At 38.8% G+C, this 25,086-nt stretch carries 26 protein-coding genes; 11 read left to right on the top strand and 15 right to left on the bottom strand.

Annotation, left to right across the window (positions count from 1 at the left end; genetic code table 11):
- Positions 1 to 270 precede the first annotated feature (270 nt).
- The 5 genes from I6F49_RS02325 to I6F49_RS02305 all read right to left on the bottom strand — a co-directional run bounded on the left by I6F49_RS02325 (position 271) and on the right by I6F49_RS02305 (position 3,959).
- A complete protein-coding gene (locus tag I6F49_RS02325) occupies positions 271 to 567 on the bottom strand; it encodes a hypothetical protein (protein WP_197178187.1) in 297 nt (98 codons plus the stop codon).
- 1 nt (position 568) lies between these two features.
- A complete protein-coding gene (locus I6F49_RS02320; protein ID WP_169043675.1) occupies positions 569 to 904 on the bottom strand; it encodes a hypothetical protein in 336 nt (111 codons plus the stop codon).
- Positions 905 to 1,029: 125 nt separating this feature from the next.
- Positions 1,030 to 1,500 carry a DUF2846 domain-containing protein gene (locus tag I6F49_RS02315; protein ID WP_197178186.1) on the bottom strand — a complete coding sequence of 157 codons (471 nt, stop codon included), beginning with the start codon at positions 1,498 to 1,500 and terminating at the stop codon, positions 1,030 to 1,032.
- 319 nt (positions 1,501 to 1,819) lie between these two features.
- The gene (locus I6F49_RS02310; protein WP_197178185.1) at positions 1,820 to 3,100 is read right to left on the bottom strand and encodes a hypothetical protein; all 1,281 of its coding nucleotides are present in this window, start codon (positions 3,098 to 3,100) and stop codon (positions 1,820 to 1,822) included.
- A gap of 277 nt (positions 3,101 to 3,377) precedes the next feature.
- On the bottom strand, positions 3,378 to 3,959 hold the full coding sequence (locus tag I6F49_RS02305) for a cold shock domain-containing protein (RefSeq protein ID WP_197178184.1): 582 nt from the start codon (positions 3,957 to 3,959) through the stop codon (positions 3,378 to 3,380).
- 451 nt (positions 3,960 to 4,410) lie between these two features.
- Between I6F49_RS02305 and I6F49_RS02300 the strand changes: the two genes are divergently transcribed.
- Positions 4,411 to 5,028 carry a trimeric intracellular cation channel family protein gene (locus I6F49_RS02300; RefSeq protein ID WP_197178183.1) on the top strand — a complete coding sequence of 206 codons (618 nt, stop codon included), beginning with the start codon at positions 4,411 to 4,413 and terminating at the stop codon, positions 5,026 to 5,028.
- A gap of 81 nt (positions 5,029 to 5,109) precedes the next feature.
- Here the strand turns inward: I6F49_RS02300 and I6F49_RS20305 are convergent, their stop codons facing one another.
- Together I6F49_RS20305 and I6F49_RS02290 are read right to left on the bottom strand one after the other, a co-directional pair.
- Positions 5,110 to 5,358, bottom strand: a complete 249-nt coding sequence (locus I6F49_RS20305; protein ID WP_331461435.1) for a YetF domain-containing protein — start codon at positions 5,356 to 5,358, stop codon at positions 5,110 to 5,112.
- 95 nt (positions 5,359 to 5,453) lie between these two features.
- Positions 5,454 to 5,690: a hypothetical protein gene (locus I6F49_RS02290; RefSeq protein ID WP_197178182.1), complete on the bottom strand. Its 237-nt coding sequence runs from the start codon at positions 5,688 to 5,690 to the stop codon at positions 5,454 to 5,456.
- 147 nt (positions 5,691 to 5,837) lie between these two features.
- Here I6F49_RS02290 and I6F49_RS02285 point away from each other — a divergent pair, with 147 nt between their 5' ends.
- A complete protein-coding gene (locus I6F49_RS02285; protein WP_197178181.1) occupies positions 5,838 to 6,467 on the top strand; it encodes a response regulator transcription factor in 630 nt (209 codons plus the stop codon).
- On the top strand, positions 6,454 to 8,043 hold the full coding sequence (locus tag I6F49_RS02280) for an MASE1 domain-containing protein (protein ID WP_197178180.1): 1,590 nt from the start codon (positions 6,454 to 6,456) through the stop codon (positions 8,041 to 8,043). Before I6F49_RS02285 ends, I6F49_RS02280 begins: the two co-directional genes overlap by 14 nt.
- Positions 8,044 to 8,048: 5 nt before the next feature.
- Here the strand turns inward: I6F49_RS02280 and I6F49_RS02275 are convergent, their stop codons facing one another.
- Positions 8,049 to 8,591 carry a hypothetical protein gene (locus I6F49_RS02275; RefSeq protein ID WP_197178179.1) on the bottom strand — a complete coding sequence of 181 codons (543 nt, stop codon included), beginning with the start codon at positions 8,589 to 8,591 and terminating at the stop codon, positions 8,049 to 8,051.
- 253 nt (positions 8,592 to 8,844) lie between these two features.
- Here I6F49_RS02275 and gloA point away from each other — a divergent pair, with 253 nt between their 5' ends.
- Positions 8,845 to 9,372: a lactoylglutathione lyase gene (gene gloA / locus I6F49_RS02270; RefSeq protein ID WP_165728670.1), complete on the top strand. Its 528-nt coding sequence runs from the start codon at positions 8,845 to 8,847 to the stop codon at positions 9,370 to 9,372.
- Positions 9,373 to 9,441: 69 nt separating this feature from the next.
- On the opposite strand, the gene I6F49_RS02265 is transcribed toward gloA, so the two are convergent.
- From I6F49_RS02265 to bioB, 7 genes are all read right to left on the bottom strand, one after another.
- Positions 9,442 to 9,957, bottom strand: a complete 516-nt coding sequence (locus I6F49_RS02265; protein ID WP_165728671.1) for a hypothetical protein — start codon at positions 9,955 to 9,957, stop codon at positions 9,442 to 9,444.
- 246 nt (positions 9,958 to 10,203) lie between these two features.
- On the bottom strand, positions 10,204 to 11,067 hold the full coding sequence (htpX, locus tag I6F49_RS02260; protein WP_197178178.1) for a protease HtpX: 864 nt from the start codon (positions 11,065 to 11,067) through the stop codon (positions 10,204 to 10,206).
- A gap of 596 nt (positions 11,068 to 11,663) precedes the next feature.
- The gene (locus I6F49_RS02255; protein ID WP_197178177.1) at positions 11,664 to 13,217 is read right to left on the bottom strand and encodes an FAD-dependent oxidoreductase; all 1,554 of its coding nucleotides are present in this window, start codon (positions 13,215 to 13,217) and stop codon (positions 11,664 to 11,666) included.
- Positions 13,218 to 13,380: 163 nt separating this feature from the next.
- Complete coding sequence (gene bioD / locus I6F49_RS02250) at positions 13,381 to 14,064, bottom strand: dethiobiotin synthase (RefSeq protein WP_197178176.1); 684 nt, start codon at positions 14,062 to 14,064, stop codon at positions 13,381 to 13,383.
- 28 nt (positions 14,065 to 14,092) lie between these two features.
- Positions 14,093 to 14,956: a methyltransferase domain-containing protein gene (locus I6F49_RS02245; RefSeq protein WP_197178175.1), complete on the bottom strand. Its 864-nt coding sequence runs from the start codon at positions 14,954 to 14,956 to the stop codon at positions 14,093 to 14,095.
- A complete protein-coding gene (locus I6F49_RS02240) occupies positions 14,953 to 16,110 on the bottom strand; it encodes an aminotransferase class I/II-fold pyridoxal phosphate-dependent enzyme (protein ID WP_197178174.1) in 1,158 nt (385 codons plus the stop codon). The genes I6F49_RS02245 and I6F49_RS02240 overlap by 4 nt, the downstream gene beginning before the upstream one ends.
- Positions 16,111 to 16,122: 12 nt before the next feature.
- Positions 16,123 to 17,163 (bottom strand): biotin synthase BioB, encoded by a 1,041-nt coding sequence (bioB, locus tag I6F49_RS02235; RefSeq protein WP_138583949.1) that lies wholly within the window; start codon positions 17,161 to 17,163, stop codon positions 16,123 to 16,125.
- 93 nt (positions 17,164 to 17,256) lie between these two features.
- Here bioB and bioA point away from each other — a divergent pair, with 93 nt between their 5' ends.
- The 7 genes from bioA (at position 17,257) to I6F49_RS02200 (ending at position 25,078) form a co-directional block, all read left to right on the top strand.
- Entirely contained in the window at positions 17,257 to 18,558 is a 1,302-nt protein-coding gene (gene bioA / locus I6F49_RS02230) for an adenosylmethionine--8-amino-7-oxononanoate transaminase (RefSeq protein ID WP_197178173.1), read from the top strand.
- A gap of 178 nt (positions 18,559 to 18,736) precedes the next feature.
- Positions 18,737 to 19,549, top strand: coding sequence for a hypothetical protein (locus I6F49_RS02225; RefSeq protein WP_197178172.1), 813 nt, complete (start codon positions 18,737 to 18,739; stop codon positions 19,547 to 19,549).
- Positions 19,550 to 20,590, top strand: coding sequence for an extracellular solute-binding protein (locus tag I6F49_RS02220; RefSeq protein WP_197178171.1), 1,041 nt, complete (start codon positions 19,550 to 19,552; stop codon positions 20,588 to 20,590). It abuts the gene before it with no gap.
- Positions 20,590 to 22,089 carry an ABC transporter permease gene (locus tag I6F49_RS02215; protein WP_197178170.1) on the top strand — a complete coding sequence of 500 codons (1,500 nt, stop codon included), beginning with the start codon at positions 20,590 to 20,592 and terminating at the stop codon, positions 22,087 to 22,089. The genes I6F49_RS02220 and I6F49_RS02215 overlap by 1 nt, the downstream gene beginning before the upstream one ends.
- A 14-nt stretch (positions 22,090 to 22,103) precedes the next feature.
- The gene (locus tag I6F49_RS02210; protein WP_197178169.1) at positions 22,104 to 23,120 is read left to right on the top strand and encodes an ABC transporter ATP-binding protein; all 1,017 of its coding nucleotides are present in this window, start codon (positions 22,104 to 22,106) and stop codon (positions 23,118 to 23,120) included.
- A gap of 427 nt (positions 23,121 to 23,547) precedes the next feature.
- Positions 23,548 to 24,738, top strand: a complete 1,191-nt coding sequence (locus I6F49_RS20550; RefSeq protein ID WP_197178168.1) for a sensor histidine kinase — start codon at positions 23,548 to 23,550, stop codon at positions 24,736 to 24,738.
- Positions 24,713 to 25,078 (top strand): response regulator, encoded by a 366-nt coding sequence (locus I6F49_RS02200; RefSeq protein ID WP_197178167.1) that lies wholly within the window; start codon positions 24,713 to 24,715, stop codon positions 25,076 to 25,078. The genes I6F49_RS20550 and I6F49_RS02200 overlap by 26 nt, the downstream gene beginning before the upstream one ends.
- Positions 25,079 to 25,086 lie beyond the last annotated feature (8 nt).

The following is a 25,086-nucleotide window of genomic DNA, read 5'->3' as shown; positions in this document are numbered from 1 at the left end:
CAAACTTACTTGACGTTTTCTTGCAATTGCCATAAGACACCCTGCTTGTTTTTTACACTAAACAAAGGCTAGCCTCTAACTTCGAAAAGTGCAAAATTTAAAGTGGGTGTCTTGTTAATTTATACTTGACGCTTTCTTGAAATGGCCACAAGACACCCTGCTCATTTTTTACACTAACTAAAACGTAATCCTAAATTTTGAAAAGAGCAAAATTTAGGATGGATGTCACTGTTAATTTCATCCGGTTCAGGGTGTGTTGTTATATATTTGTCACTTACAATTAGTTGATTCTACTGCATAACTAACAGTGTGACCGACTATATATTGATTAGCAATATAAGCATTTACTTGTTTTTCACACCACTGTATTGCATCACCTTGGCTTTCAAAACCGTTACCACCAGCATTCCAGCACTGTTTTAAATCATTGTCTCGGTCTGTGGCTAATAAAGCTTGAGAGCTAGTAATTTTACAAGATGAATATGTAGATTTAGATGAGCCATCATCATTACTCCCACCGCATGCTGATAAAGCAAAAATAGCACTTAAAGCAAAAAACTTTCTCATGTTATTCTCCTTGCACATATTGGTTAGTAAATGATTCGGTAATTACTACTCGAGATTCACAAGGAACCTCAAAGTATTCGTGGTCATTATTTTTAATTTGAAGCTCAATTTTTTCGTAACCTGAACATTCAAATTTAACACCTGACGCTGGATCTAAATTAAAACTTTCACCATAAAGGTCTATTTCAATTTTTTCGCTTGAAAGGTTTTGGATTGATAAAGTTGATAATTCTGTTTTATAAACTTCTACATTTTCTACGGGAGAGCTGTATTCGCTTGCGATTACAGCTGTGGATAAAAGACCTAAAATTAGGGCTGATTTACTACTAAGTTTCATTATAACTCCTGTTTGTAGTGAAACTAAAAAATGCACAAAACGTGCAGAAACATATAATTGGCTATTAATGTGAACTAAGTGAAACAGCCAACTGTTTTTTTTCGTTTGAAGTTCTTGTTAGGCAATTATTTTAAGACAGAATCACAATTACCGCCCTTAGCCATACCTAATCTTTGAACTTCTGATTTACCTGTATCAGTGTTCGCTAGTTCAAGATCTGCTCCACCAACAAAGGCACCTATTTTTATAAATTGCTCAACAAAATATAATTCACCATTTTTAGCATTAATAGTCAGCATATTTGGAGAAAATTCTGATTCCGTCGATATTTCAAGTTTTTCACTACCCGGAACTTCTTTATAAAAGAAAACTCCTTTTGCTGTTTGACCAACACAATCTTTACCGATCCACACATCTTTTTTGAGAGCAGCTCCAGCAAAAGTGTCTTTGCGGTATACATAGATTCCTGCAGTATCTTGTGATGGGGCATTAAATTCTTTTGCTGTATTTGCTGTTTCTTTAGATTCCATTGGAACAGAAGAACAGCCCGCTAATGTTGCTGTTGTTATTATTGTTGCAAGAACTACTGATTTCATTAAATATCCTTATAATATTTATGTTTATTGAGAGCAAAATGCTCAGATTATTGATTTAATTGCCTAATGAGGCTATGGAATAACTCTAACAGCCAAATTCAATTAAAAAACGAGTTGTTCCTGTAATTAACTCTAATCGTTTTTAAAGCATTAGGTAATACATTTGGGACCCATAAAACAGGCTGTTTTTCTTAAAAAAGAGTAATTCTACAGCCTCAACGCCGTTTTAAGCGGCGAGTAATAGCTTGCTAAAATTTGAAACGAAGTGGAACCGAGCAAGCTTTTACGAGTCCGACTTGAAAACCCATGTTAAATTGCATTACTTCTTACCTATCGCCGTTTTCAACAAGTCAAAAATGGCTTCATTTGAAACAGGATCTTCAGTTTTAGGCTCGGTACTATTTAAACCAAAGAATTTTTTAGTTAATTCTTCTTTAACTTTATCTCTTGTTTCCTTAGGTAACTTCTCTAAGAAAGGGTCTAAAGATGCTAACTCCAATTCTGAACGTCTATTGTGATTCTCTAAACTTCGATGTTTCGCGGATTCTTTTGCCGCGTATGCAGCAGGAACAGCCAAAACAAAAGCAGCACCAACTCTGAATAAGGCCAATTTCCAATCAAAGCCATCGGCAGCAGATATAAAAATGGTAATCCCTATTATTAATACCATTCCTATCATTAAACCAAGTGCTATTTTACGCCAATTATCTGCGGCCTTTTTCTCATTATTAGCAATATTTTGATAATTACCTGTGATTCCAATATTTCCAATGATTTGTAACAAATTAGAAGCTTCTAATTTCTTTTCTTCTAGGGCATCAAGAACTAACTGCGCATCAGATTTTTGTTGTTCTAACTGTTCACTATATTTTTCTTTATGATCAGTTAATACCGCATCAACATTCTCTTGATTAGTTTCAATATTTTCAGTTAACTTTTCGTTAACATTTTCAGAGAAAACTTGGTATTTGTTATCAAATTCATTAGTTGTCGCCTCTAGCTTTTCAGAGTAAGTCGTTTCAGAGGCATCAAACCGCTCTTTAAAACTATCAAGTGACTCTTGGATATTTTGTTCATGCCGAGCAATTTCTGAAACTAAATCTTCTAGTTTAGATTTTTGTTCAATCGAGTCATCAGTAATTGTATTTACTGATTCAAGCATTTCATCTTTTGATTTTTTTAACTCTGCAAATGACTTTTCAGTTAGAGATTTAAAGGCAATAAGTGATTTAGTAAAAGATTGTTCCGTAATAGCAGGTTTAGTTATTGGCAGTGCATTCAATTGTGCCATCAAGTTATCAATATGAGCTGAAGTATTATTCAAATGCCCAATATTTTTATTAGACATATAACTGTTAGTTTCTGATGTAATACTAGTAATATAGCTATTAGCTTTGTTGAGATGGGCGTGGTTTACTAATGCGGGTATCAAGTTCTGCAAACATATTTCAGCATAAGATTTAGCTTGTATTATCCTATCAATAATTTCGATAACATTTAGATCTTCCGATACTAGTGCATCATCTTCTAACCTCTCAGTTAAATTATCTATACTTGCATGAATTGCATGTTCATTATATCTATCATCCCACTGTGACATTTGATCTCCTATCTATGATTGCAATCTAACAGCTTATTCAACACCACCTTGGGGGGTTATAACACCCCAAAACGGCGTATATTACGTTGTTCGATAATTACACCAAACAACTCTTTAATTAACAGGTGATTACAATTATTATTCCGTAGCCTTTGTTATTTAACCCCAAAACGATTTTTAATAATGTTATGGGACAAAACTTACATAGCTACATTTATATATAGCGATTAATTAATTCTATTTTTATTTAAAACTGAAAGCTTTATAGCCCTACCCTTTAAAACCGTGTATCTCTTTCACAAGGATCACCATCATTATCGCCATCCATTTTTGTATTCGGGCAATTATTAATAAAAAATACCGCCTCAGCTCTCGAATTCATTTGGCTGCAGTGCTGCCTACCATCACACGTAAAGTTTTGCGTGCTTTTAGGAATAATGAGCTTCGGATATTTTTCATCAAAGGTGGCTAAATCATTGGTAATAACGGGAGTTTGGCTGCTTGAGTGAGAGTTGTATTTAGTAAACGCATATAAACAAAGCACAGTAAGACCAATTGAGGCAACTTTACCTAAAAAGCTACTGGCAAAATTAGATTTAGCCATACGGTAAGGCTGTTGATTGTGTTTTTGGTAAGGTGCTTTAAGCTCTGAAACGCCTTCTATGCGGCAGTTAATTGCTTTGGTTTTACCATCGGGCTGTGTTGCAACTTCAAAGTAAATGGTGTCGCCAACTTTAGGTTTACGGCTCATGTGTTTGAGCGCTGATATGTGTATAAACGTGTCGTGTTCTAGAGTGTCTGATTTAATAAAACCAAAACCTTTGTCGGTTTTCCACGACTTTAACAATCCTTTGTTCATGTATCCACCTGCTCTGCTTAAGCTGCGTTTTACGCAAATTCCATTTAGTTAACACTTGCTATTATACGTCCCTAAATTAAAACCACGCAACTATTTATTCATATTGCGTTAATTTTACGCTCTACCTACTAAACTTAACTATTAAACTTATCTATTAAGCTTAGCTATTAATTAAAGCACTAAAACAAGTGCCCTAACAATGCTCATAGGACTAAAACCAAGTAAAAAATCAACCAGCTTTATTTTATGGCTAACGGATAAATGTCCTTTAAATTTTAATAATTAACCCGCACTTCCACATTGGCTTAACAGGCTGTTTACACTGTATTTTGTCATTAGTTATTTCTATCTGAATGAAGCTTTTTTAGTACGATTTCTCATTCGTTTTTCAGCTCATTTATCTATACAATCACTCCTTTATTTTTACGCACATATTTCAAGTGATTATCTCATGCTATTAACGATTGTTTATATTATTGGTATTACAGCAGAAGCCATGACCGGCGCACTTAGCGCTGGGCGAATGAAAATGGATTGGTTTGGCGTAGTGCTAGTAGCCAGTGCGACCGCAATTGGTGGTGGCAGCGTACGAGATATATTACTAGGCAATTACCCGCTTACCTGGGTACAACACCCTGAGTATTTATTAATTACTTGTATTGCCGGTATTGTTACTACATGGTTGGCTAAATGGGTGGTTAAATTTAAAGGCATATTTATGCGCTTAGACGCGCTGGGTTTAGCTGCATTTAGTATTATAGGCTGCCAAGTGGGGCTTAATATGGGCTTACACTATGGTATTTGTGTTGTGGCTGCGGTTGTTACTGGCGTATTTGGTGGCTTATTGCGTGATTTAATATGTCGTCAAGCGCCGTTGGTACTGCATAACGAGTTGTATGCCAGCGTATCGCTAATTGTAGCGTGCTTATACTTAGCGCTGCACCATTACAATATAGACGACAACATAAGCATTATGGTAAGCCTAGTTGCGGGATACTTAATACGTATGGCATCAATACGCTTTAAATGGCGCTTACCTACGTTTAGTTTATTAGAACCGGCTAAATAGCTAAATTAGTTATATAAGACAGGCTTGAATCTGCTAGGCAATAAAGCCTGTCTTCTCTTTAATGATCTTACTATTTAATACTCACACTACATCGCTTAACGCGGTTTTAGAGCCGCTGTTACTGTGCGGCATTACGCTAAAGCTGCCGTCTGTTTCGAGCACAACTGCGGCGACCTCTTCTATTGCAATAATACCTGCGCCTCGCACAGCGGCGCGAATTTCTGATTTTGTTACGCGTTGTGATTTAAGAGCTGAATCACAATACTCGCCATTACTTAACAATAACGTGGGGTTTGCTTTTACAAGCGCTGCAAATTGTGACGAGCGCACACTAAACCAGGTAATAGCGTATTGCAGCCCTATTAGTACAATAAAGGCAAGAATGCCCTCAAACAGCGGGACACTTTTAGAAATAATAACAGACGCTAATATAGAGCCCAGCGCAATGTTGGGTTAAGCTCCTTATCTACTTTTTTAGCACCAGCTGCGTGATCTATTCGTGCAAATATATTTAGCCCTTTTTGTTTTGCCAAATTCTCAAACTTATCCATAGTAGCTTTTGCACTTAATGGGCTTTTTACTGAAATTAGTCCCTCTACTGCGTTAGCATTTGTAATAGTAAAGAGTAATGCGAGTCCAAAAATAATGTTTAGTGTTTTCATAGTGCCTCCGTTTGAATATATAAATACTGAGCGTTATTGCTCCTTTAATTTTTACAGTGTACATTTTTGCTAGGTAATTAAATTTAATAAATTTTTTGGCTGATGGTTATGTATTTCAATGTATAATAAATTTAAAGGGAGAAATACATGCACATTGGAATAATTGAAGATCATCAATTAGTACGCGACAGTTTTAAAAAACTACTAGAGCTACAAGCAGACTGGGAAGTAATAATAGAAGCCTGTAATGTTAGCCAAGCAAAACTGGCTGTTGAGCTTGAACAACCCGATATATTTATTGTTGATATATCACTTAATGAATCAGAAACCGGCCTTACATTTTTAACCTACCTTAACGAAAATTTCCCTGAAATTAAAACTATTGTTGCCTCTATGCACGATTACGAACCTTATGTAAGTAATGCTCTACGACTAGGCGCGCTTGGTTATGTGTCTAAGCGTTCTGCGTCGGAGGAGTTAATTGATGCCGTTAAATCGGTTGCATTAGGTAAACGCTACATAAGTGAAGACGTAAATTTTGCTTTAAATACACCAAACTCAGCATTAACTATTTTAACTAACCGCGAGCTTGAAGCTTTACCGCTGTTAGCAAAGGGCTTTAATGCAAAGCAAATAGCGCAAAAATTAGAAATAATGCCTAAAACAGCGCATGTACATAAGACCAATATTTACAGCAAGCTTAATGTTACAACCTCGTTTGAGCTGTTAAAAATAGCTATTGATGCGGGAGTAATAAAGCTAGATGAACTTACCTAGTACACTGCCCGCCTTTAACTTTACTATTACGGCTACCGTTAAAGAAATTACAAAGCAGCTTTTGGTTGGTGTAATTTATTTTATTGCCTGCATTGCTGCTTTTTGGGTAGGATCTAATTTAGAAACAGTGCCCGAAAGTAGTGCTATATTTATTCCTGCAGGGATAAAAATTGCTTTTTATTTACTTTCGCCAACTCGGTATTGGATTACTTTGTGGGTATCGTCTCGTGCTTTGGCTGCTCACTTTGGGTATACAAGCACAGGAATTTGGGAGTTTAATTTACTGCATGGTTTTTGGCAGGAGCTTTGCTTTTTTGCCCTTGTGTATGCGTTTAAACATAGCCGCTGGCCGCCGAGCATTAATAATAGTTTAGGTATACTTTCGTTGATTTTATTGTGTGTTGCGAGCACCTCAATAAAGTGGTTTTTGTTTTCCAGTGCGTTTGAATTTACAAACATATTGGTTGCTAAAGAGCTATTACAATATCAGTTAAATATGTGCCTTGGTGATATAACTGGCTCATTATTAATTGCGCCGTTTATTATGCTACTTCATTCTTTAAACCTTCCGTTAAAGCGCCCTGCATTACTTAAAATCACTAATTTAATGGTTACGTTGGCTACCGTTTTACTTGTTATGATGCTTGTATACCTGATACGCCCTGATACCTACCCATTGCTTCGCCTTGCATCGTTATTACCTATTATTTGGTTTTCGTATCGCTTTGGCGTATTAGCCGCGGTAACTAGCGCTACACTTATTAATGCACTAATAATAGTTGAAGCAAGTATTACCCATGAGCCTAGCAATACCTATATTAGCCAGTTGTTTATTTTAGCTAATGCGATTACCAGTATGGTGTTAGGCGCGGCTATTACAGAGCTTAAACGTAAAAATACTGAATTAAAAAAGATTAACCGCGCACTTAAAAAACAGCTTGAGCAAAACACGCTTCTTGGGGCTAAAATGGTGAGCGTACAAGAAAACGAGCGAAAACATCTGTCACAAGAGTTACACGACGAACTTGGGCAAAACTTAACAGCTTTAAAAACCGATTTGGCTATTTTGTCGCACCTTAGTGATGAAAAAACGCAATCGTTTGTGGCCACGTTAAAAAGCAATGCAAACTCTATGTACGATTCTGTTTATCAATTAATGCATTACCTTCGTCCTCGTGAACTAGACGAATTAGGGCTACAAAATGCGATGACCCAAGGGCGATTAAAAAGCTTACTTACCAAAGCAAATATTAGCTACGAGGTTAATTTTAATGTAGATAATGCACTGACAAAAGAGCATGAAATTGCCGTTTACCGAATTTGCCAAGAAGCCGTGACCAATTGCATTAAGCACAGTAATGCGGGCAATCTTATTATAAATATTAAAACGGATAGTCAGTTTATAAAATTAGAAATTAGTGATAACGGAAGCAAAGTAAAACCGACTGAAAATTCAGGTAACTATGGTTTAGCATTTATGGAAGAGCGCGCTATTGCGCTAGGGGGTAGCTTTAAGATTACTGATCAAGGCGGCTTTAACATTAAAGTAAAACTGCCTATAAGTGTTGGGCGTTAAACGCTTTAACAAATTGATACTTGCTTAGTGTAAAACTTTTGCCTTGGTTGATCATCAAATGCGTTATCGGGGTTTACCTGTATTTCAACTTGGTTGCCCACCAGCTGTAGCAATAACCCGGTCGCTATTTGGCAATTGCCTAAGGTTGATTTTACAACCACCTTTTTGCCTATAGCGTCTTGCAGCCTTGGCTTTGGTAAATTAGGGTTAGTAACAGGTCTTAACCCTTCTGCTTTTACAAATAAATTTATGCAATAAAGTTTAGCTGCGGCAACTCTTTGTTCGTTCATTTTAGCTATATCAACATTATTCAAAAAATGAATAATGGCTTGGTTAGCACGGCTAAAGTCACTAGTAACATCGTCTAGATCTCGCCCTGCTGCCCACTTTCGGGTAACTAAATACTTGCCAGCTTCCATTCTTACTAAGGTAATTGACGCTCCAGTCATTTTACTAAACCATTCAATACAATAACTTTCTGTATTGATGTTATGAAGTAATACACTCATGCTGCCAAATTCTTTTGTACTTTCATCTAATAAAGTCATATTTGTATCTCAACGTCCTAGTTGTAAAGAGTTTATTAGTAATTATGAAAGTAAAAAATCATCCATATTCCTAATCAACCTAGGAAAATGGCTTAGTAAATAACATGTGCTATTTATAAAACACCATTTACGAGCTTAAACCCATTATTAATGGTTAAAATATTAAGCAGTGGTTTAAATTTATCGTACGGTTGATTATGATTAGTTAAGTACTATATCTCTATTTTCGCTTTATTATTTTGAAAGGATCGCCATGTCTAGCTATAACGAATCTCCAGAGCAAATTGAACAAGCCACACAAGGCTATGTAATGCAGCAAACAATGTTGCGTATTAAAGATCCAAAGCCGTCTTTAGAATTTTATCAAAATGTATTAGGTATGAAGCTGTTAGGTAAGTATGACTTTCCTGGTATGAAGTTTACGCTTTACTTTTTAGGCTACGAACAAGAGTTGCCAGAAGGCGATGATAAAGCAAAAGCTGAATGGGTGTTTCGCCGCCCTGCGCTAATTGAGTTAACCCATAACTGGGGCACTGAAAACGATGACAGTTTTGAGGGCTACCACAGTGGCAATCAAGAACCTAAAGGCTTTGGCCATATTGGTATTAGCGTGCCTGATGTTTACGAAGCTAGTGAGCGCTTTGCAAAATACGATGTAGAGTTTGTTAAAAAGCCAGATGATGGCTCAATGAAAGGGCTTGCGTTTATTAAAGACCCTGACGGCTATTGGATTGAAATACTCTCTGCTGAGGGAATTACCGAAATTATACTTTCTCAGTAACAACTGATTTGTTTATATTAAAAACCAGCTTTTTTGCTGGTTTTTTTATTTTGCTCGTAAAATTTGTCTCTATTTATAAGCCCAAGCATCGGTTATAAACACTTGGCACTTGTTGTAACTAGTAGCAGACTTTTGGGCTATGCCTCTTACTCTAAAATTAGTTAAGCCATTAGCTATTATTAGATCTTCGTCGGTTATTGATAGCGTATCGACTAGTGCGTTTTGCTCTGATAAAAAGTCGACTTTAAACTTTATATTTTTAAACGAAAAGTCTGATTCATTTTTTATTTGCCCTATACACGCAACATACAAACCATCTGTTTCATTTTTAGTGCTTATTTGGCTTACATTAGCAGTTAAGTTTTTTTGTGCTTGTTCTTCAAGCCCTGCTACATAAATATTTTGATAAAAAACAAACCCAAAAATACCAACAATACTTAAGGCCAATGCACCAATAATTATGGGATTATTTTCTAAGTTAGAGTACTTAGCTTGAAGAGAGGTGCATTGCGGGCATTTTTTAGCGCGAGAATCAATTGAGCTGAAACACATAATGCATTCTTTAGTTTGCTGAATATCTACCATTACAATAAGCATCCTTGTTAAGTATTAAAACCAGCAGCAGTGCTGACTTTTAAGGAGTTTAAGTGTACGCATGCAAAGAATATCCGTAAATACAAATAGCTTAAATAAGTAACGATTTTATAAAGCAACGCAAATAACTGTATATAAATACAGTGCATTTGTTTTTAGCATTTTAACGTAAACATAAAAAAGCCAGCGGTTAAGCTGGCTTAGTATATTTACTAATTTATATAGTTACTTACATAGCTACTTACGAAGTGCGTCTATTCGCGCATCAAGCGGTGGGTGAGATGAAAACAGCTCAGCCATACCTTTGCCACTTGCAATACCAAAGGCCATCATTGAACCTTCTAATTGCGATGGGTGGTTTTGCTTTAATCGCTCAAGCGCTGATCGCATTTTGTCTGCACCTACCAATTTAGCTGCGCCACTATCGGCTGCAAACTCACGTTTACGGCTGTAGCTTGCAACCACTATGCTGGCAAGTACGCCAAATAATACTTGGAATAACATATCGAATAAGAAGTAAGTCCAGCTACTGCCGCCCTCTTCTTCATCGCTATTTATAAAGTTATCTACTATGCCTGCCAGTACTTTTGCAGCAAATATTACAAAGGTGTTTACCACGCCTTGTATTAGGGTAAGCGTTACCATGTCGCCGTTAGCAATGTGCGATACTTCGTGGGCAAGTACAGCTTCGGCCTGATCTTGGGTCATGTTGTGCATTAAGCCTGTGCTTACTGCTACTAATGAATTGTTTTTACTCGGGCCGGTTGCAAATGCGTTCATTTCTGAGCTGTCGTAAATTGCCACTTCTGGCATTTTAATACCTGCTTTTTGTGCCTGCGCAGATACCGTTTGTACAAGCCAGCGTTCTGTTTCATTACGTGGCTGCGTAATTACTTGCGCACCTGTTGATTTTTTAGCGATCCACTTAGACATAAACAACGAAATAAACGATCCACCAAAGCCAAACACCGTAGCTATCAGTAAAATTCCGCCAAGGCTACGATGGCTCAAGCCCAGCGCACTCATTATAATTGAAAGCACTACACCTAATACCAACATAACCGCTAGGTTAGTTAATAAAAACAAAAATACACGTTTCATATTGTCCTCACAAAAATAGGTTTGATCACTAAGCGATTAATGCATTTGGAATTAAATCAGCTAAAAGCAATCACTGCGCTATGACAAACTATGTCATAGCGTTAGCGCTATTCTGTGACAAACTATGTCATAACGCAAGGGTTATTTATATGTTTATAAATATAATTTTATGAGGTAATAATACAGGGTCTGTTGATCTTTGCGGATTAAAATTCGTTCAAACTAGGGGCTATTTAATCGCGGCGCGAGATTTGTAACCTAGTGGGCTCGTTAACTGCTCCTGCGTTATTCTACTGGCTTACATCCATGTAAGAATAAGTAAAAACCGAGCAAAAAAGAGCAAATAGTCTCTAGGAAGAACCCTTTGGGCAGCGCCTGTTTGGCATTAATGCTACGTTATCGCCTATTTATGGGGAATAGCCACACTGCATAGGCTCTGCCTTGCCTAAATACCAAACAGACTGCTGCAAATTTAACCTTGAAAGTTCAACAGACCCTAGCTAAGCAGCAAGTCTTATTGTTTTGTGTTTATTACAGAAAGCCTATAAATATCATTTTAAATCAACCAATTGAAACTAAACCTGTTAGTCCACTTTTTAAATACTGTTGTTTACTAATGCCATTTCAACAGGAAAATTACGCTCTTTGGCTAATACTTGAGCTACTGCGGTTATATCTGCATGGCTCGTTTTATTTAGGTATGTCCATTGGTGGTTTTCACGATGCTTATTAATATCGGGCTGATTGCTCACTAAACCTAACTTTATAAATTCTGCAACAATTTCATCGGTTGCTGTGAGGGTTGATGACGCTTTTACATTTTCAGCACGCGCATAACTAATATGCGAATATAAGCTTACATCGGCTACGCGCAAAGTGTCGTCTTCTCCTGGTATTTGTTGGCCGCCAAACAGCGCATTATTTTGTGTATTGGCATTTTTAAATGCAGGGACAAACTCGGCTACATAATCAATGGCTGTTTGGGTGCGTGTTTGCAGTGCTGCTTTGTCCCAGCCATCTTCAATATAATGCAGGTACTTATTAGGTAGCTTAGGTTGTGCACTTATTGCTGTTGTATCTGCTAAGCCATCGTTAAATAGCGTAATGGCGTTGGTCATCCCATGTATTTGAAAATACCCATTAGGGTAAGGCGTTAACTGCGCCATACCTTCTGGCGTACCTCGCTTTCCATAAATAATAATTTCGGGTATTTGCCCACCCGCGCCCTGCCAATGTGTAATGTAGGATGCTTTAAATTCAACCATACGCTTAACATTTACCCCTACCATGTCGTCAATAATGCCGGTTTGAAAGCCACACGCATTAATAAGGTAATCTACCTCAAGTGTTTGGGTAGTTGGAGATTGCGATGATTGGTATTCAATATTCCACTTTGATATTTGCTCGCGCGTATTGGTACCGTTAGTTTTTACTGGCGATACCTGTTTAACAAGTGTGTTTGTTAAAACATCTGCATGGTCGTACTGTGCAAGCGCTAATTGCGCACTGGCCGATAGCCGAAATATATTCCAACCATATTCTTGCGCCACTATAAGTGGGTATTTTATTTTGCTTAAATTTAAATGCTTAGCTACCGGTATCATCCATTCATCAATCGTTTTGGGCTCTGTTACTTGTTGTTGCTTTTTAAGCTCAAGCATTTGCTCACGACTATATAACTGGTAGTAGTTATCGGGTTCACCTAATACTTTGTTTTTGGCGTCTTGCTGAATAAGCTCTTTATAGGCCTGAGTTAACTTATCTAGCCTTGGTAGTAAATCCTCAGGCGAGTCGTCATCACGCGTGGGGACTGCAAACACAGTTGGCCTTACATCGATGGTGTAAGGATAAAGGCGCAAAATATCTATACATTGCTTAAGTAAATCTATGCAGTCTTCGTCGGGTATTTCACGATATAAATTACCACCAGCATGTAAGTGGCACATTGGCGGGCCATCAATTAGTGACTTTTTTTTCTCAAAAATGGTTGTTTGTATGCCCAAAGCAGCTAAACGAATCGCAATTGTTGCCCCCGCTGTGCCCCCACCTAATATGCCTACACGCGTTTTTGATAAACGACTACCTAATGCGTCCATTTCTGATTTTTGGTGCACATTTTGGGTGTAGTTTTTAATAAATGGGTGCGTCATGGTGTGAGGGGCGTCCTTGGTGACATTATCGTAAATGTAGGCTGCGGTTATTAGGGTTGATATGTGTACTAAGGTAGGCTATTTCAAGGCTTAAATGTAATAAATAAGCGCATGTACTTAATACAAAAACTGCTTTGTATTTAACAAAGCAGTGTTTTAACTTTTAGGAATTTAGATCGAGAGTATTGAGTAAGCTTTTGTATATTTGTAGTTTAGGTGTTTGTTCGCTGTATGGGCTTATAGCCAAAATAGGAAATGGCAAACGTGCTTTAAGCGTATCAAGGTTTGCTTGGTATTCTTCCATATTGGGATCTACTTGATTTGCAATCCAACCAACACAATTTACACCTAGGCTTTGCATATGGGCGGCTGTAAGTAAGGCATGGTTTAAGCACCCTAGCTTCATACCAACAACGAGTATTACTGGTAGTTGCTCAGACTTTACCCAGTCGTATAAATAGTCGGTATTATTAATTGGTAGTGCCCAACCACCCGCGCCTTCGGTTAGTAGGTAATCAGCGCCTTGTTGTTTTACGTTTTGATACGCCTCGGTAAGCTTATCAACCGTGATGGTAACGCCTACTTGCTTAGCCGCTATATGCGGCGCTATAGGTGGAGCAAAGGCAAATGGATTAATTATATCGTACTTAGCACTAACGGTTGCGCTTTCCATTAGTATGAGCGCATCGGCGTTTACAAGCTGATCGAACGCCATTTCACAGCCTGCAGCAAGGGGCTTATAGCCAATAGCGTGTTTTTTATGTTGGGCAAGTAGCTTTAGTAGCAAGCTGGTAACGTGAGTTTTTCCGGCATCGGTGTCGGTACCTGTTATAAAAAATTCTTTCATGCGTTGCCTTTAATGTCTTTGGGCTTATTTAGTCTTTTTCTAATGATAACAATACCACATGGTAGGACACACATGCTTTGTTGTTTATTAGTGGGTATGCATTAAATACATGTTGTAGCGCCGATTTAGTAAGTAACCCTTGACGTGTATTGGTATGATTTTGCGTAGTTGCACCTATAGCTTTAATTGAGGCAATAGCTTTTAAAGGTGTTGTGTATTCATCGGTGTAAATACGTTTTTGAGCGCTGTTAATAGTAAACCCTGCTTTTTGGACTGATTGGTTTATATGCAACTCACTATTAAAGGTATTTATGTGGCTGTTAGAATCAAGCGCTGCAAAGGCTGTTTTTATTTCGTTAAGTGAGCCCTCTACCACAGCGCTTATGTACGCCTGCCCGCCTGGTTTTAATATGCTGTAAAGTGATTGCATTAAAGCCGAAAAATTAGCAGACCACTGCACTGCAAAATTACTGTAAATTACATCAACACTGTTTGCTTGTAGCGGTAAGTTATCCATATCGGCGCATATTTTTGGTGCGGTTAAATCACTACTTTGCAGCATATTTAAGCTCAAATCCATTGCCACAACGCTTTCAAATACGCTTTGTAAGGTATGTGTATTAACAAGTGGGCCTGCGCCTAAATCAACACAAAGCTTATTTTTATTAATGCCTGGTTTTATGAGTGAAAATAGATCGCTCGCAGCATGTTTTTGTACATTTGCATGGGTGTTATAACTCGCCGCCGCCTTTGAAAATTTACTTTGTGTGGACTTTTTAAGCTCCTTATTTAGCTCCTTGTTTAACTCTATATCCAATTCGCTACTTACTAGGCACGGTTTTACAAGTTGTGTTTGCACTAGGTCTGTTTTTAATACTGGCTGAGCAGTCATGCTATTGCACCTACTAAATGCTTAACTAAGTGCGTTATGTCTTGCTCAGTATGTGCGGCGGTTAAAGTAACGCGTAAACGTGAGGTATTATGTGCAACCGTGGGCGGCCTAATTGCAGTGAGCCAAATACCCTGTTGTTTAAGTTTATCTGCCGCTTGCAACGTTTGCTCAGCACAACCTAATACAATGGGCTGTATGGCTGTGTTTGACTCCATTACAGCAATATTATGGGTTTTAGCGAGTTGCTTAAATAACGCAATATTGGCATTTAGCTTATCGCGTTTATCATCAGCTGTTTTTATGCTTTTAATACGCGCAAGTGTGTGACTTGCCATAAGCGGCGACATAGCAGTTGAATACGTGTAATCGCGATTAAATTGCAGCATGTAATCAATAAACTGTTTACTGCCTAATACACACGCACCACTACTAGCCACTGTTTTACCAAAGGTAATGACTAATATATCGGGAAGTGTAATACCCTCTTCTAAAAGTACTTCGCAACTACCAAGCCCTGTTTTACCCAAAGCACCAAAACCGTGGGCATCGTCAATCATTAACCAGGCATTATGTTGCTTTGCCAAGGCGAGTAATTCTTTTAATGGCGCAGTATCGCCATCCATCGAAAAAACACCTTCGCTTATAATTAGCTTATCTAGCGCTTTTGATTTTTCGAGCCGTGAGCGTAAGTGGTTTAAATCGTTATGATTAAAGCGCACTAATGCGGCGTTAGAGTGCATTGCCCCGTCAATCAAGCTTGCATGATTTAACTTATCTTGAAAAATAGCGCTGTTTTGTGCAGCGGCTTTATCTTGAAACAACGCCTTAATTACGCTGCTATTAGCGCTAAACCCTGAGTTAAATAGCATCCCTGCGCCATAACCAAATTGCTCGCATAAATATTGTTCAAGCCCTTTTTGCTGCGCCTGATAACCTGTAACCAATGCGGAGCTGTGGCTGCCTAATGCTTGGGAGTTATTAAGGTTAACAGCCACATCTCCAAAGCCTAAGTAATCGTTACTGGCAAAATTAAGATAGGTTTTATTATTAACCGTTATAGTACGCGCTGTTGCATGTTGCACTACGTGGCGTTTACGAAGTAACGCATCTTGCAGGCGAGCCTGCAGATGCGTGTTTATAAAATCAAAAGGCATAGATATAAAAGCCTACGCTTCGTAAAACAATTCAGAGGTTGCTTTGTCGGCTACTTGCGATGAAAGCGAAGCTTCTACTGCTTCGTCTGAATAGTCGTGACGCTTTTCTGGGTTCATGCCTAATTTTTTAATTAGGTTCATATCGGCATCAGCGTCTGGGTTTTCGGTGGTAAGAAGTTTGTCGCCATAAAATATTGAGTTAGCGCCTGCAAAAAAGCACATTGACTGCATTTGCTCGTTCATGGCGTTACGCCCTGCCGATAAACGCACATAACTGTGTGGCATCATAATGCGCGCTGTTGCAATGGTACGTACAAATTCAAAGTGATCTAAATCGTCTGCGTTTTCAAGCGGTGTGCCTTTAACTTTAACGAGCATATTAATAGGCACGCTTTCTGGCTGTTGTGGTAAATTAGCTAGTTGCATAAGTAGTCCAAAGCGGTCGCTTGCTTGCTCGCCCATGCCGACTATTCCGCCTGAGCATACTTTCATACCGGCATCGCGTACGTGGTCAATGGTATTTAATCTATCTTGAAAAGTACGGGTTGATATAATTTGCTCGTAATACTCAGGCGATGTATCGAGGTTATGGTTATAGTAATCAAGCCCAGCGTCTCGAAGTTCATGAGCTTTTTCGTTAGTGAGTTTACCCAGCGTCATGCAGGTTTCTAACCCTAGCTCTTTTACTTCTTTAACCATTTGCGAAATGTATGGCATGTCTCTGTCTTTTGGATCTGACCATGCAGCCCCCATACAAAAACGCGTCGCACCTTTTTGTTTTGCAAGGCGTGCTTGCTCTACTACTTTTTCTACTTCTATTAAGCGTTCGCGTTCTAAATCGGTTCGGTAATGGCCAGACTGCGGGCAGTACTTACAGTCTTCTGGGCAAGCGCCTGTTTTAATTGATAACAAAGTAGAAATTTGCACTTCATTTGGGTTAAAGTTAGCACGGTGAACCGATGCGGCTTTAAAAAGTAAATCGTTAAATGGCATTTCAAATAATGCTTTAACTTCAGCGTGGGTCCAATCGTGACGAACAGGTGCAAGTTCCATAATACTCTCTTATTTTTTCTCAGCGGTGATATTGGCTTAGTCTACGAGTTGAAGTACCATTGTCAACGAAGCCCACCAAGTTAAAGTTTACATATGATTAAAAAGAATGCGATTGACCTTGATTTTGATCGTGAGCACATTTGGCATCCATATACATCTATGACTAAGCCAATTCCGGTATATCCCGTTACACATGCAAATCACAACATTATTCACCTTGAAACTGGCGAGCAATTAATCGATGGCATGGCCTCGTGGTGGAGCGCAATACATGGCTATAACCACCCTGTTATAAATAACGCCATGATTGAGCAAATTAATAATATGAGCCACATTATGTTTGGCGGTATTACACATAACAGCGCGGTAGAGCTTTGCAAAAAAATAGTAAATATAACGCCGCCGAGTTTAACTAAAGTGTTTTTAGCCGACAGCGGATCGGTAAGTGTTGAAGTAGCAATAAAAATGGCGCTGCAGTATTGGTTAAGCCAAGGCATTACAACAAAACAAAAATTAATGACGCCTTACAAGGGCTACCATGGCGACACCTTTGCAGCCATGAGCGTATGCGACCCCGTTAACTCAATGCATAGTTTATATTCAGGCTTTTTACCTGAACACGTTTTTGTACCTGCACCGGTTAGTCAATTTGGGGGCGAGTTTAACCAAGCTGAAGACAAAGAGCTTGAAGAATACTTTAAAGCAAACCACAGCCAAGTAGCCGCCTTTATCATTGAGCCTATTGTACAAAACGCGGGTGGGATGAACTTTTATCACCCCGATTATTTAGCCTGCGTTCGTAAATTGTGCACCCAATATAATGTACTGCTAATTTGCGACGAAATAGCCACTGGCTTTGGCCGTACAGGTAAATTATTTGCTGTAGAGCACGCCAATATAGAGCCCGATATAATGTGTATTGGTAAAGCATTAACTGGCGGATCAATGACGCTATCGGCCACTATAACTAGCGATAAAATAGCTATTGGCATAAGCGAAGGTGAAGCTGGCGTTTTAATGCACGGCCCTACTTTTATGGGTAACCCGCTTGCTTGTGCTGCTGCGTGTGCAAGTATCGATTTATTACTCGAGCAAAACTGGCAACAACGAATAAAGCAGCTAAATACTCAACTTCAACAACTCAATAAATGCAGTGAATTGGATGACGTTGCTGATGTACGTACTTTAGGCGCAATTGGTGTTGTAGAGCTTACCGATAAAGCAGGCAATGTGAATGTTGCTAAAATTCAGGCTTATTTTGTAGAGCAAGGTGTGTGGATCCGCCCTTTTGGTAAACTAATTTACCTTATGCCACCGTATATAAGTGATGATGCGAGTATAAAAACACTGTGTGATGCCATTTATAACGCTATTGAAGGCAAACACTACGTTTAAATACTCATATTAAGCGTATCAATGCCCGTTAATTTGTTGATTAGTGACAACAATGTGTAACTAACCGCTACATTTAGTGTTTTTATCTATTTTGACAGTTTGTGGTTATTGATCTCCTTAATCTTTAACTATATGATAATGTCTATCATTTACAATTACCTTTATGGACTCTTTTGCAATGAATTTATTATTTAAACCGGCTAAAACGTTAGGTGTAAGCCTTTTACTTGCTTCAGCTTTTATGGCGCAACCAGTATTGGCCAATGGCCCAATTGGCGAGCATGTAAATCATCTTCAAGAAAACATTAAAAGTTACAATGAAGAAGTTGAATGGATGATTGGCAAAGTTGACACCATGGTAAACGACTACGATACCAAAGGCGCTAAAGCGGTTAAAACTGATGATTTAATTGAATATTGGGAATCAGTTAAGTTTCACAGCGCAATAGAAACTAATTTCGTGCCTGTTTACGCTTCTATTTGGCAAGGTATTTATGGCGTAAAAATGGCCATTGAAAATGGCAAACCAGCTGCTGAAGTACGTAAAGAGCAAGAAGCGATGAACATAGCCTTGTGGCAGGGTCTTGGGGCTGTTAAGCTTGCTGCAAAATTCCAGCAAAAAGGCTTGTTAAAGAGCGTTAAAGCAACTGCAACTACTGAAATGACACAAAGTGCGACAATTGACGAAATTAAGCACAAATTAGACCGTGTAGTCGCTAAATTTGCTGAGCGTTTACAAGACGAAGCAACAGATATTGTTCATGATACTTACCTGCACCTATTTGAAGGCGTAGAAGGTACGCTTATTGAACAAGACGCTAACCTAGTTGAAGTGCTGGAAAAAGACTTTAACGTAACACTGCCACAAGCAATTAAAAATAGTAAAAGCGTAGACGATATACGTGATGTGGTAAGTGACATGCAAACTAAATTAGATCGCGCTAAAACGCTAATAGAAAAAGCTGAAAAGTCGCGTAAGGATGTATTTTAAGTGAAGCGTAGGACCTTTATACAAGGCCTAGCTGCGTTAGGGGTTGTTGGCTCATTGCCACTTCCTCTTTCTCGCGCACTAGCTGCCAATATAGCAAACCCTGTTTCGGTTGATGATTTACCAAAGCTTAAAGGCGAGTTAACGCTTTATTTAGGCCGTGGCGAAGGTGGTTTGTATGAAAACGTATTACAAGCAATCCAGAAAAAAAATCCCGACTTTAAATTAGGCATACGCCGAGGTCCAACAGCTGCACTTGCAAATACAATCGTAGCCGAGGCTAAGGCTGGTGTTAAACGTGCCGATATTTTTTGGGCGGTAGATTCCGGTGCCATTGGTTTAGTGACCGATTCAGGCCTTGCTCAAACAATTCCAACTGATTTATCAGACCAATTACAGCCACAATTTAGGTATAAAGAATGGGCACCTGTTACAGGTCGTATTCGTACATTGCCTTATAACACGTCGCGTTTAACCAAAGAGCAAATTCCTACAAGTATTATGGAAATTGCCGACAGCGACTTAAGCATTGGTTGGGCGCCCGCTTATGCGTCTTTTCAATCGTTTGTTACCGCTATGCGTATTTTAGAAGGTGATGACAAAACTGCTAAGTGGCTTAAAAAAGTTAAAAAACGTTCTAAAACCTACGCCGGTGAACTTGGTGTAGTTATGGGTGTTGAACGCGGTGAAGTAGATATTGGTTTTGCTAATCACTATTACACACTGCGCCTTAAGTCGGGCAAACCCGATGCAAAACTCGATTTAGCCTTTACCCAAAACGATGCAGGTTGTTTAGTTAATGCATCCGGTGTGCTTGCTTTGAATGACGATCCACTTGCTACTAACTTTATGCGTTATTTACTCAGTAAAGAAGTGCAAGGTTATTTGGCTACTGAAGCTTACGAAATTCCGTTAATCAATAATATTAGCCAACCAGAGGGATTACCTTCACTTGCTGATATTTCACCGCCTAAAATAGATTTAACCCAACTGGCAGATTTACGACCTACCATCGATTTGATGAGAAATAACGGCGTTTTATAATGCGACTACCCGCTTCTTACCCAATGGCGCTGCTTGCAGCGCTCATTACGCTTACCCCTGTTTTTATATTAATGGTGCTTGCTAGTGATGCCAGTTCCGTTTTTGATAGTCATAATTTAAAAATTTTAGGTAATACCTTAGCCCTAATGGGGTTAACGGTTTTAGGTTCTATTTTAATTGGTGTGCCACTGGCCTTTATTAGTGCGTATGTGCATTTACCATTTAAAAAACTATGGCTGGTATTTTTTGCAGCGCCTTTAGCTGTGCCCAGTTATATAGGTGCGTTTACCTTATACGCGGCCTTTGGCCCGGGCGGCGAAATAAACACGTTAACCGGTATAGAAACCCCTTCTATGTATGGCTTAACGGGCGCCGCCATTGTAATGACCTTATACACATTCCCATTTGTAATGATGACCACTCGCTCGTCCCTACTAAGCCTTGATGCAAGTATGGTTAACGCTGCACGTACACTGGGTATGTCGATGACGCAAAGCATATTTAAAGTCATATTACCCCGTGTAGTAAACGGCATAGCCGCAGGCTCATTGCTGGTAGCGCTTTATACGTTGTCAGACTTTGGTACACCTGCAATGATGCGCTTAGATACATTTACCCGTGTTATATATGTTGAATACAACGCCTTTGCGTTAGGTCGAGCTGCCATGCTCTCATTGCAATTAATGGTGATTGTTGGCTTTTTATTATTAATAGAATCGCAAATAAAAACAGCCAGTGAAAAACAAGGTCGCCCACTTATTTTGTTTCCAAGCAAATGGCAGCTAAGCGCCATGTTTGCTACCTTTGCGCCAGTGTTACTATTAGCTATTGGCTTACCGCTTGCGATATTTTCGTTGTGGTTAGCTCGCGATGGCTTTACCTCGTTCGACTTTAATATTGCATGGAACTCAGCGTATGCATCAGCTATTGCCGCTGTTGTTGCCGTAATTGTAGCCGTGCCCGTTGCCCATGCAGCACTAAGTGGCAAAGCAGGTAAGGTAATGGAACGCGTTACTTATTTTGGTTTTGGTATACCAGGTATAGTTATGGGCACAGCCCTTGTTTATGGTGGATTACAGCTGCCATTCTTATATCAAACACTAGGTTTGCTTATTATTGCTTACATGCTGCGTTTTTTACCGCTGGCGGTAGGCTCAGTTCGAACTAGCACCGAGCATTTAGATCCTAGTTTAGTAAAATCAGCTCGCGTACTGGGTGCAAGCCCGCGTGAAGTATTTACCCGAATTACGTTACCACTGACTATGCGCGGTATAATTGCCGGTGCAGCACTGGTATTTTTAGAGTCGATGCGCGAACTAGAAGCCACCCTATTGCTCGGCCCTACTGGATTTGAAACACTCTCAACCTATTTATGGCGTGTTTACGAAGCGGGTTATTTTGGTCGTGCCGCTATACCAGGGTTATTGTTAGTAGTGATTTCTGCGTGCGCGTTAGCTATTATGCTCTCAGGCGAAAAACGCAACCAGTTAGAACATTAAGGATTTAAAAACACATGCTATCTGTAAGTCAGTTGTCTATAGATTACGGCAGTAACCGCGTAGTAAACAATTTAAACTTTTCGCTAGGCGAAAGTGAAATCCTTATGCTTGTTGGCCCTACGGGTTGTGGCAAGAGTACTATTTTACAAGCGCTTGCAGGTCTTATTCCTATTAGCGAAGGCGAAATAAACGTAGCTAAGTGGCGTGCAACGCCAAAGTTAAACGTGCCGCCAGAAAAGCGTAGCGTAGGTATGGTTTTTCAAGACTTTGCATTATTCCCGCATTTAACAGTTGAGCAAAATATTTGCTTTAGGCTAAAAGATACGGCCCCTGCTGAGTATTGGATAAACTTACTTGGACTTACTGATTTTAGAGGCAAAAAGCCCGCAACACTTTCAGGCGGTCAAAAGCAACGTGTTGCCCTTGCGCGCACGCTTGCCCACCAGCCTGACTTTGTATTACTAGATGAGCCACTTTCTAACCTTGATGCCGCATTGAAAGACATGCTGCGCTGGGATATAAGAAACGCACTTAAAGATGCTGGCGTTCCGGCAATTTGGGTAACGCACGACCAAGAAGAAGCACTTTCTGTTGGGGATCGTGTTGGCGTTTTAAAAGGCGGTGAAATTCAGCAAATTGATACACCTGAGCGATGTTTTAGTACGCCTAACAATCGTTTTGTAGCTCGCTTTTTAGGTGAAGCCAGTTTTATTGCTGGTAACTTTGAAAACGGACAAGCTACTACCTCAATTGGTAATGCCCCAGCCCACGGCGTTGACTGTGAAAGTGGCGATGTTGATGTACTGCTTAGGCCAGACGATGTATTACTTGTACAAAGTAGCGTTGGTAATAACGGTGAAGTTGTATGGGTACGATTTGAAGGTGGCAGCCGTTTGTGTGCTGTAAAACTTGCGTGCTCTACTATTGTAACTAGCCGAGTGAGCCATGAAGTTGTGGTAAACCCTGGTGATGCCGTACATGTATCATTAAGTACATCGCACCCGCTAGCGGTTTACAAATTTATAGACTGATTATAATGCTAATTAAGGTATTAATTTTAAACATTAATACCTTACATTTTTATTATCTAGGCAAAAATCAATTTAGATACGTGACTTGTTAAAGCCCTACTACCTAAAAACTAATACTTTCTACCTTAAAAATCTCACTATAATTAATAAATAGCAGGTTATATTATGAACCTCTTGCTATTAATCAACTGTTGCTGTTTACTGATCAAAGATTAATGTTCTAACAGTTCCTCTCAGATATCACTTATCAGGTTACGCCTTTTATATTAGTTAAAACCACACACGCACAGCAAAACACATCATTAAGCATTGATTTTAGCGAATTTATTAAGCAAATAAAGCTATATTCACAGCAGTACTGAACCCTAATTATCCTTTAAACGTTTATAAAGTTGTTCAGCCCTTAATGGTACAAAGGAACTAGATAGTGAATAAAATAAGTACCAAAAAAGAACTATTAGAATACTCTGAAAGTATTGTAAATACGGTTCGAGAACCACTGATTGTTTTAGACCAACATTTAAGAGTAGTGACCGCGAGCCGCTCATTCTATGAGTTTTTTCGTGCTAATCACAAAGATACCGTCGGCAAATTAATATATAACCTTGGTAATAATCAATGGAATATTCCCAAGCTACGTGAATTACTAGAAACCATATTGCCTCAAAAAACGAGCTTTGATGATTACAAAGTTGAGCATAATTTTAAAACAATTGGCTGGCGAACAATGCTGCTCAACGCAAGGCAAATTAAACGTACTCAGTCGAAAGATCGCATAATTTTATTATCTATCGAAGATATTACCGAACGCAATGCAATTCAAGAAGGCTTGGTAAAAGCAAACAAAGAACTGGAAGTGCTAACCAGTGACTTGGAAAGCGCGGCTAGAGTCAAATCAGAGTTTTTAGCAAATATGTCACACGAACTCAGAACCCCACTTAATTCTATTAATGGTTTTTCTGAGGTGCTTTACGATGAAACATTTGGCACTTTAAACGATAAACAAAAGCAGTACGTTAAAAATGTATTGGTGAGCGGCAAACACTTACTGTTACTTATTAACGAAATACTGGATATGGCAAAAATTGAAGCAGGCAAAATGACTTTGACTATCTCTCATTTGCCGATACGTCAGGTATTACATGAAATTACAGGGCTAACAGCCGATACCGCTAATCAGAAAAAATTAGATATGTGCCTTGATATTGCTGATGACTTGCCACCAATTGAAGCTGACTCTTTGAAGGTTAAACAAATACTTTATAACTTGCTTTCAAATGCAGTGAAGTTCACACCAGATGAGGGTCAAATTGGCGTAAAAACACGACATACTGATACAGAAATAGAGATAATAATTTGGGATACGGGTATAGGCATTGCTGCTGAAAATATGGAAAAAATCTTTGAAGGTTTTTTTCGTATAGAGACCCCCTACTCTAGATTAACAGAAGGTACAGGGCTCGGACTGCCTATCGCAAAAAGTCTAGTAAAGTTGCATGGAGGCGAGTTTGTTATTGAATCTGAAGGTGTTAATAAAGGCACATCAGTTCGTATAACTTTGCCAATTAAACAAAAATCTGTGGTAAAGCATAATGAAATCCAAAATAGTTGTAGTTGATGATAATGCAAATAACCTATTGCTAGAGGAAGATCTTTTACTCATGGCAAATTTTGAAGTATTTACTGCTATGAATGCAAAAGATGCGCTTTTGACAATAAAGCGTGAGACTCCAAAAATTATTATATTAGATGTTCAACTCCCAGATATGTCTGGAACAGAAGTTGCTAAAATTTTGCGAGGTGAAAAAGAAACGGCAAATATCCCTATTGTTTTTGTTACGGCTTCTGTTTTACCCGCTGATATAGACCAATTACTGTGTATACCTAACAGTGCTTATATTTCTAAACCTATAGATACACGCACATTCGCCCAACAAATAAGTTTATACATAAAGTAATAACCGAT

The sequence above is a fragment of the Pseudoalteromonas sp. SWN166 genome (assembly GCF_015864485.1).
In the GTDB taxonomy this organism is placed as follows: Bacteria; Pseudomonadota; Gammaproteobacteria; order Enterobacterales; family Alteromonadaceae; genus Pseudoalteromonas.
Note: the sequence above shows the minus strand (reverse complement) of the source record. Positions and strands in the feature narration are given on the sequence as shown.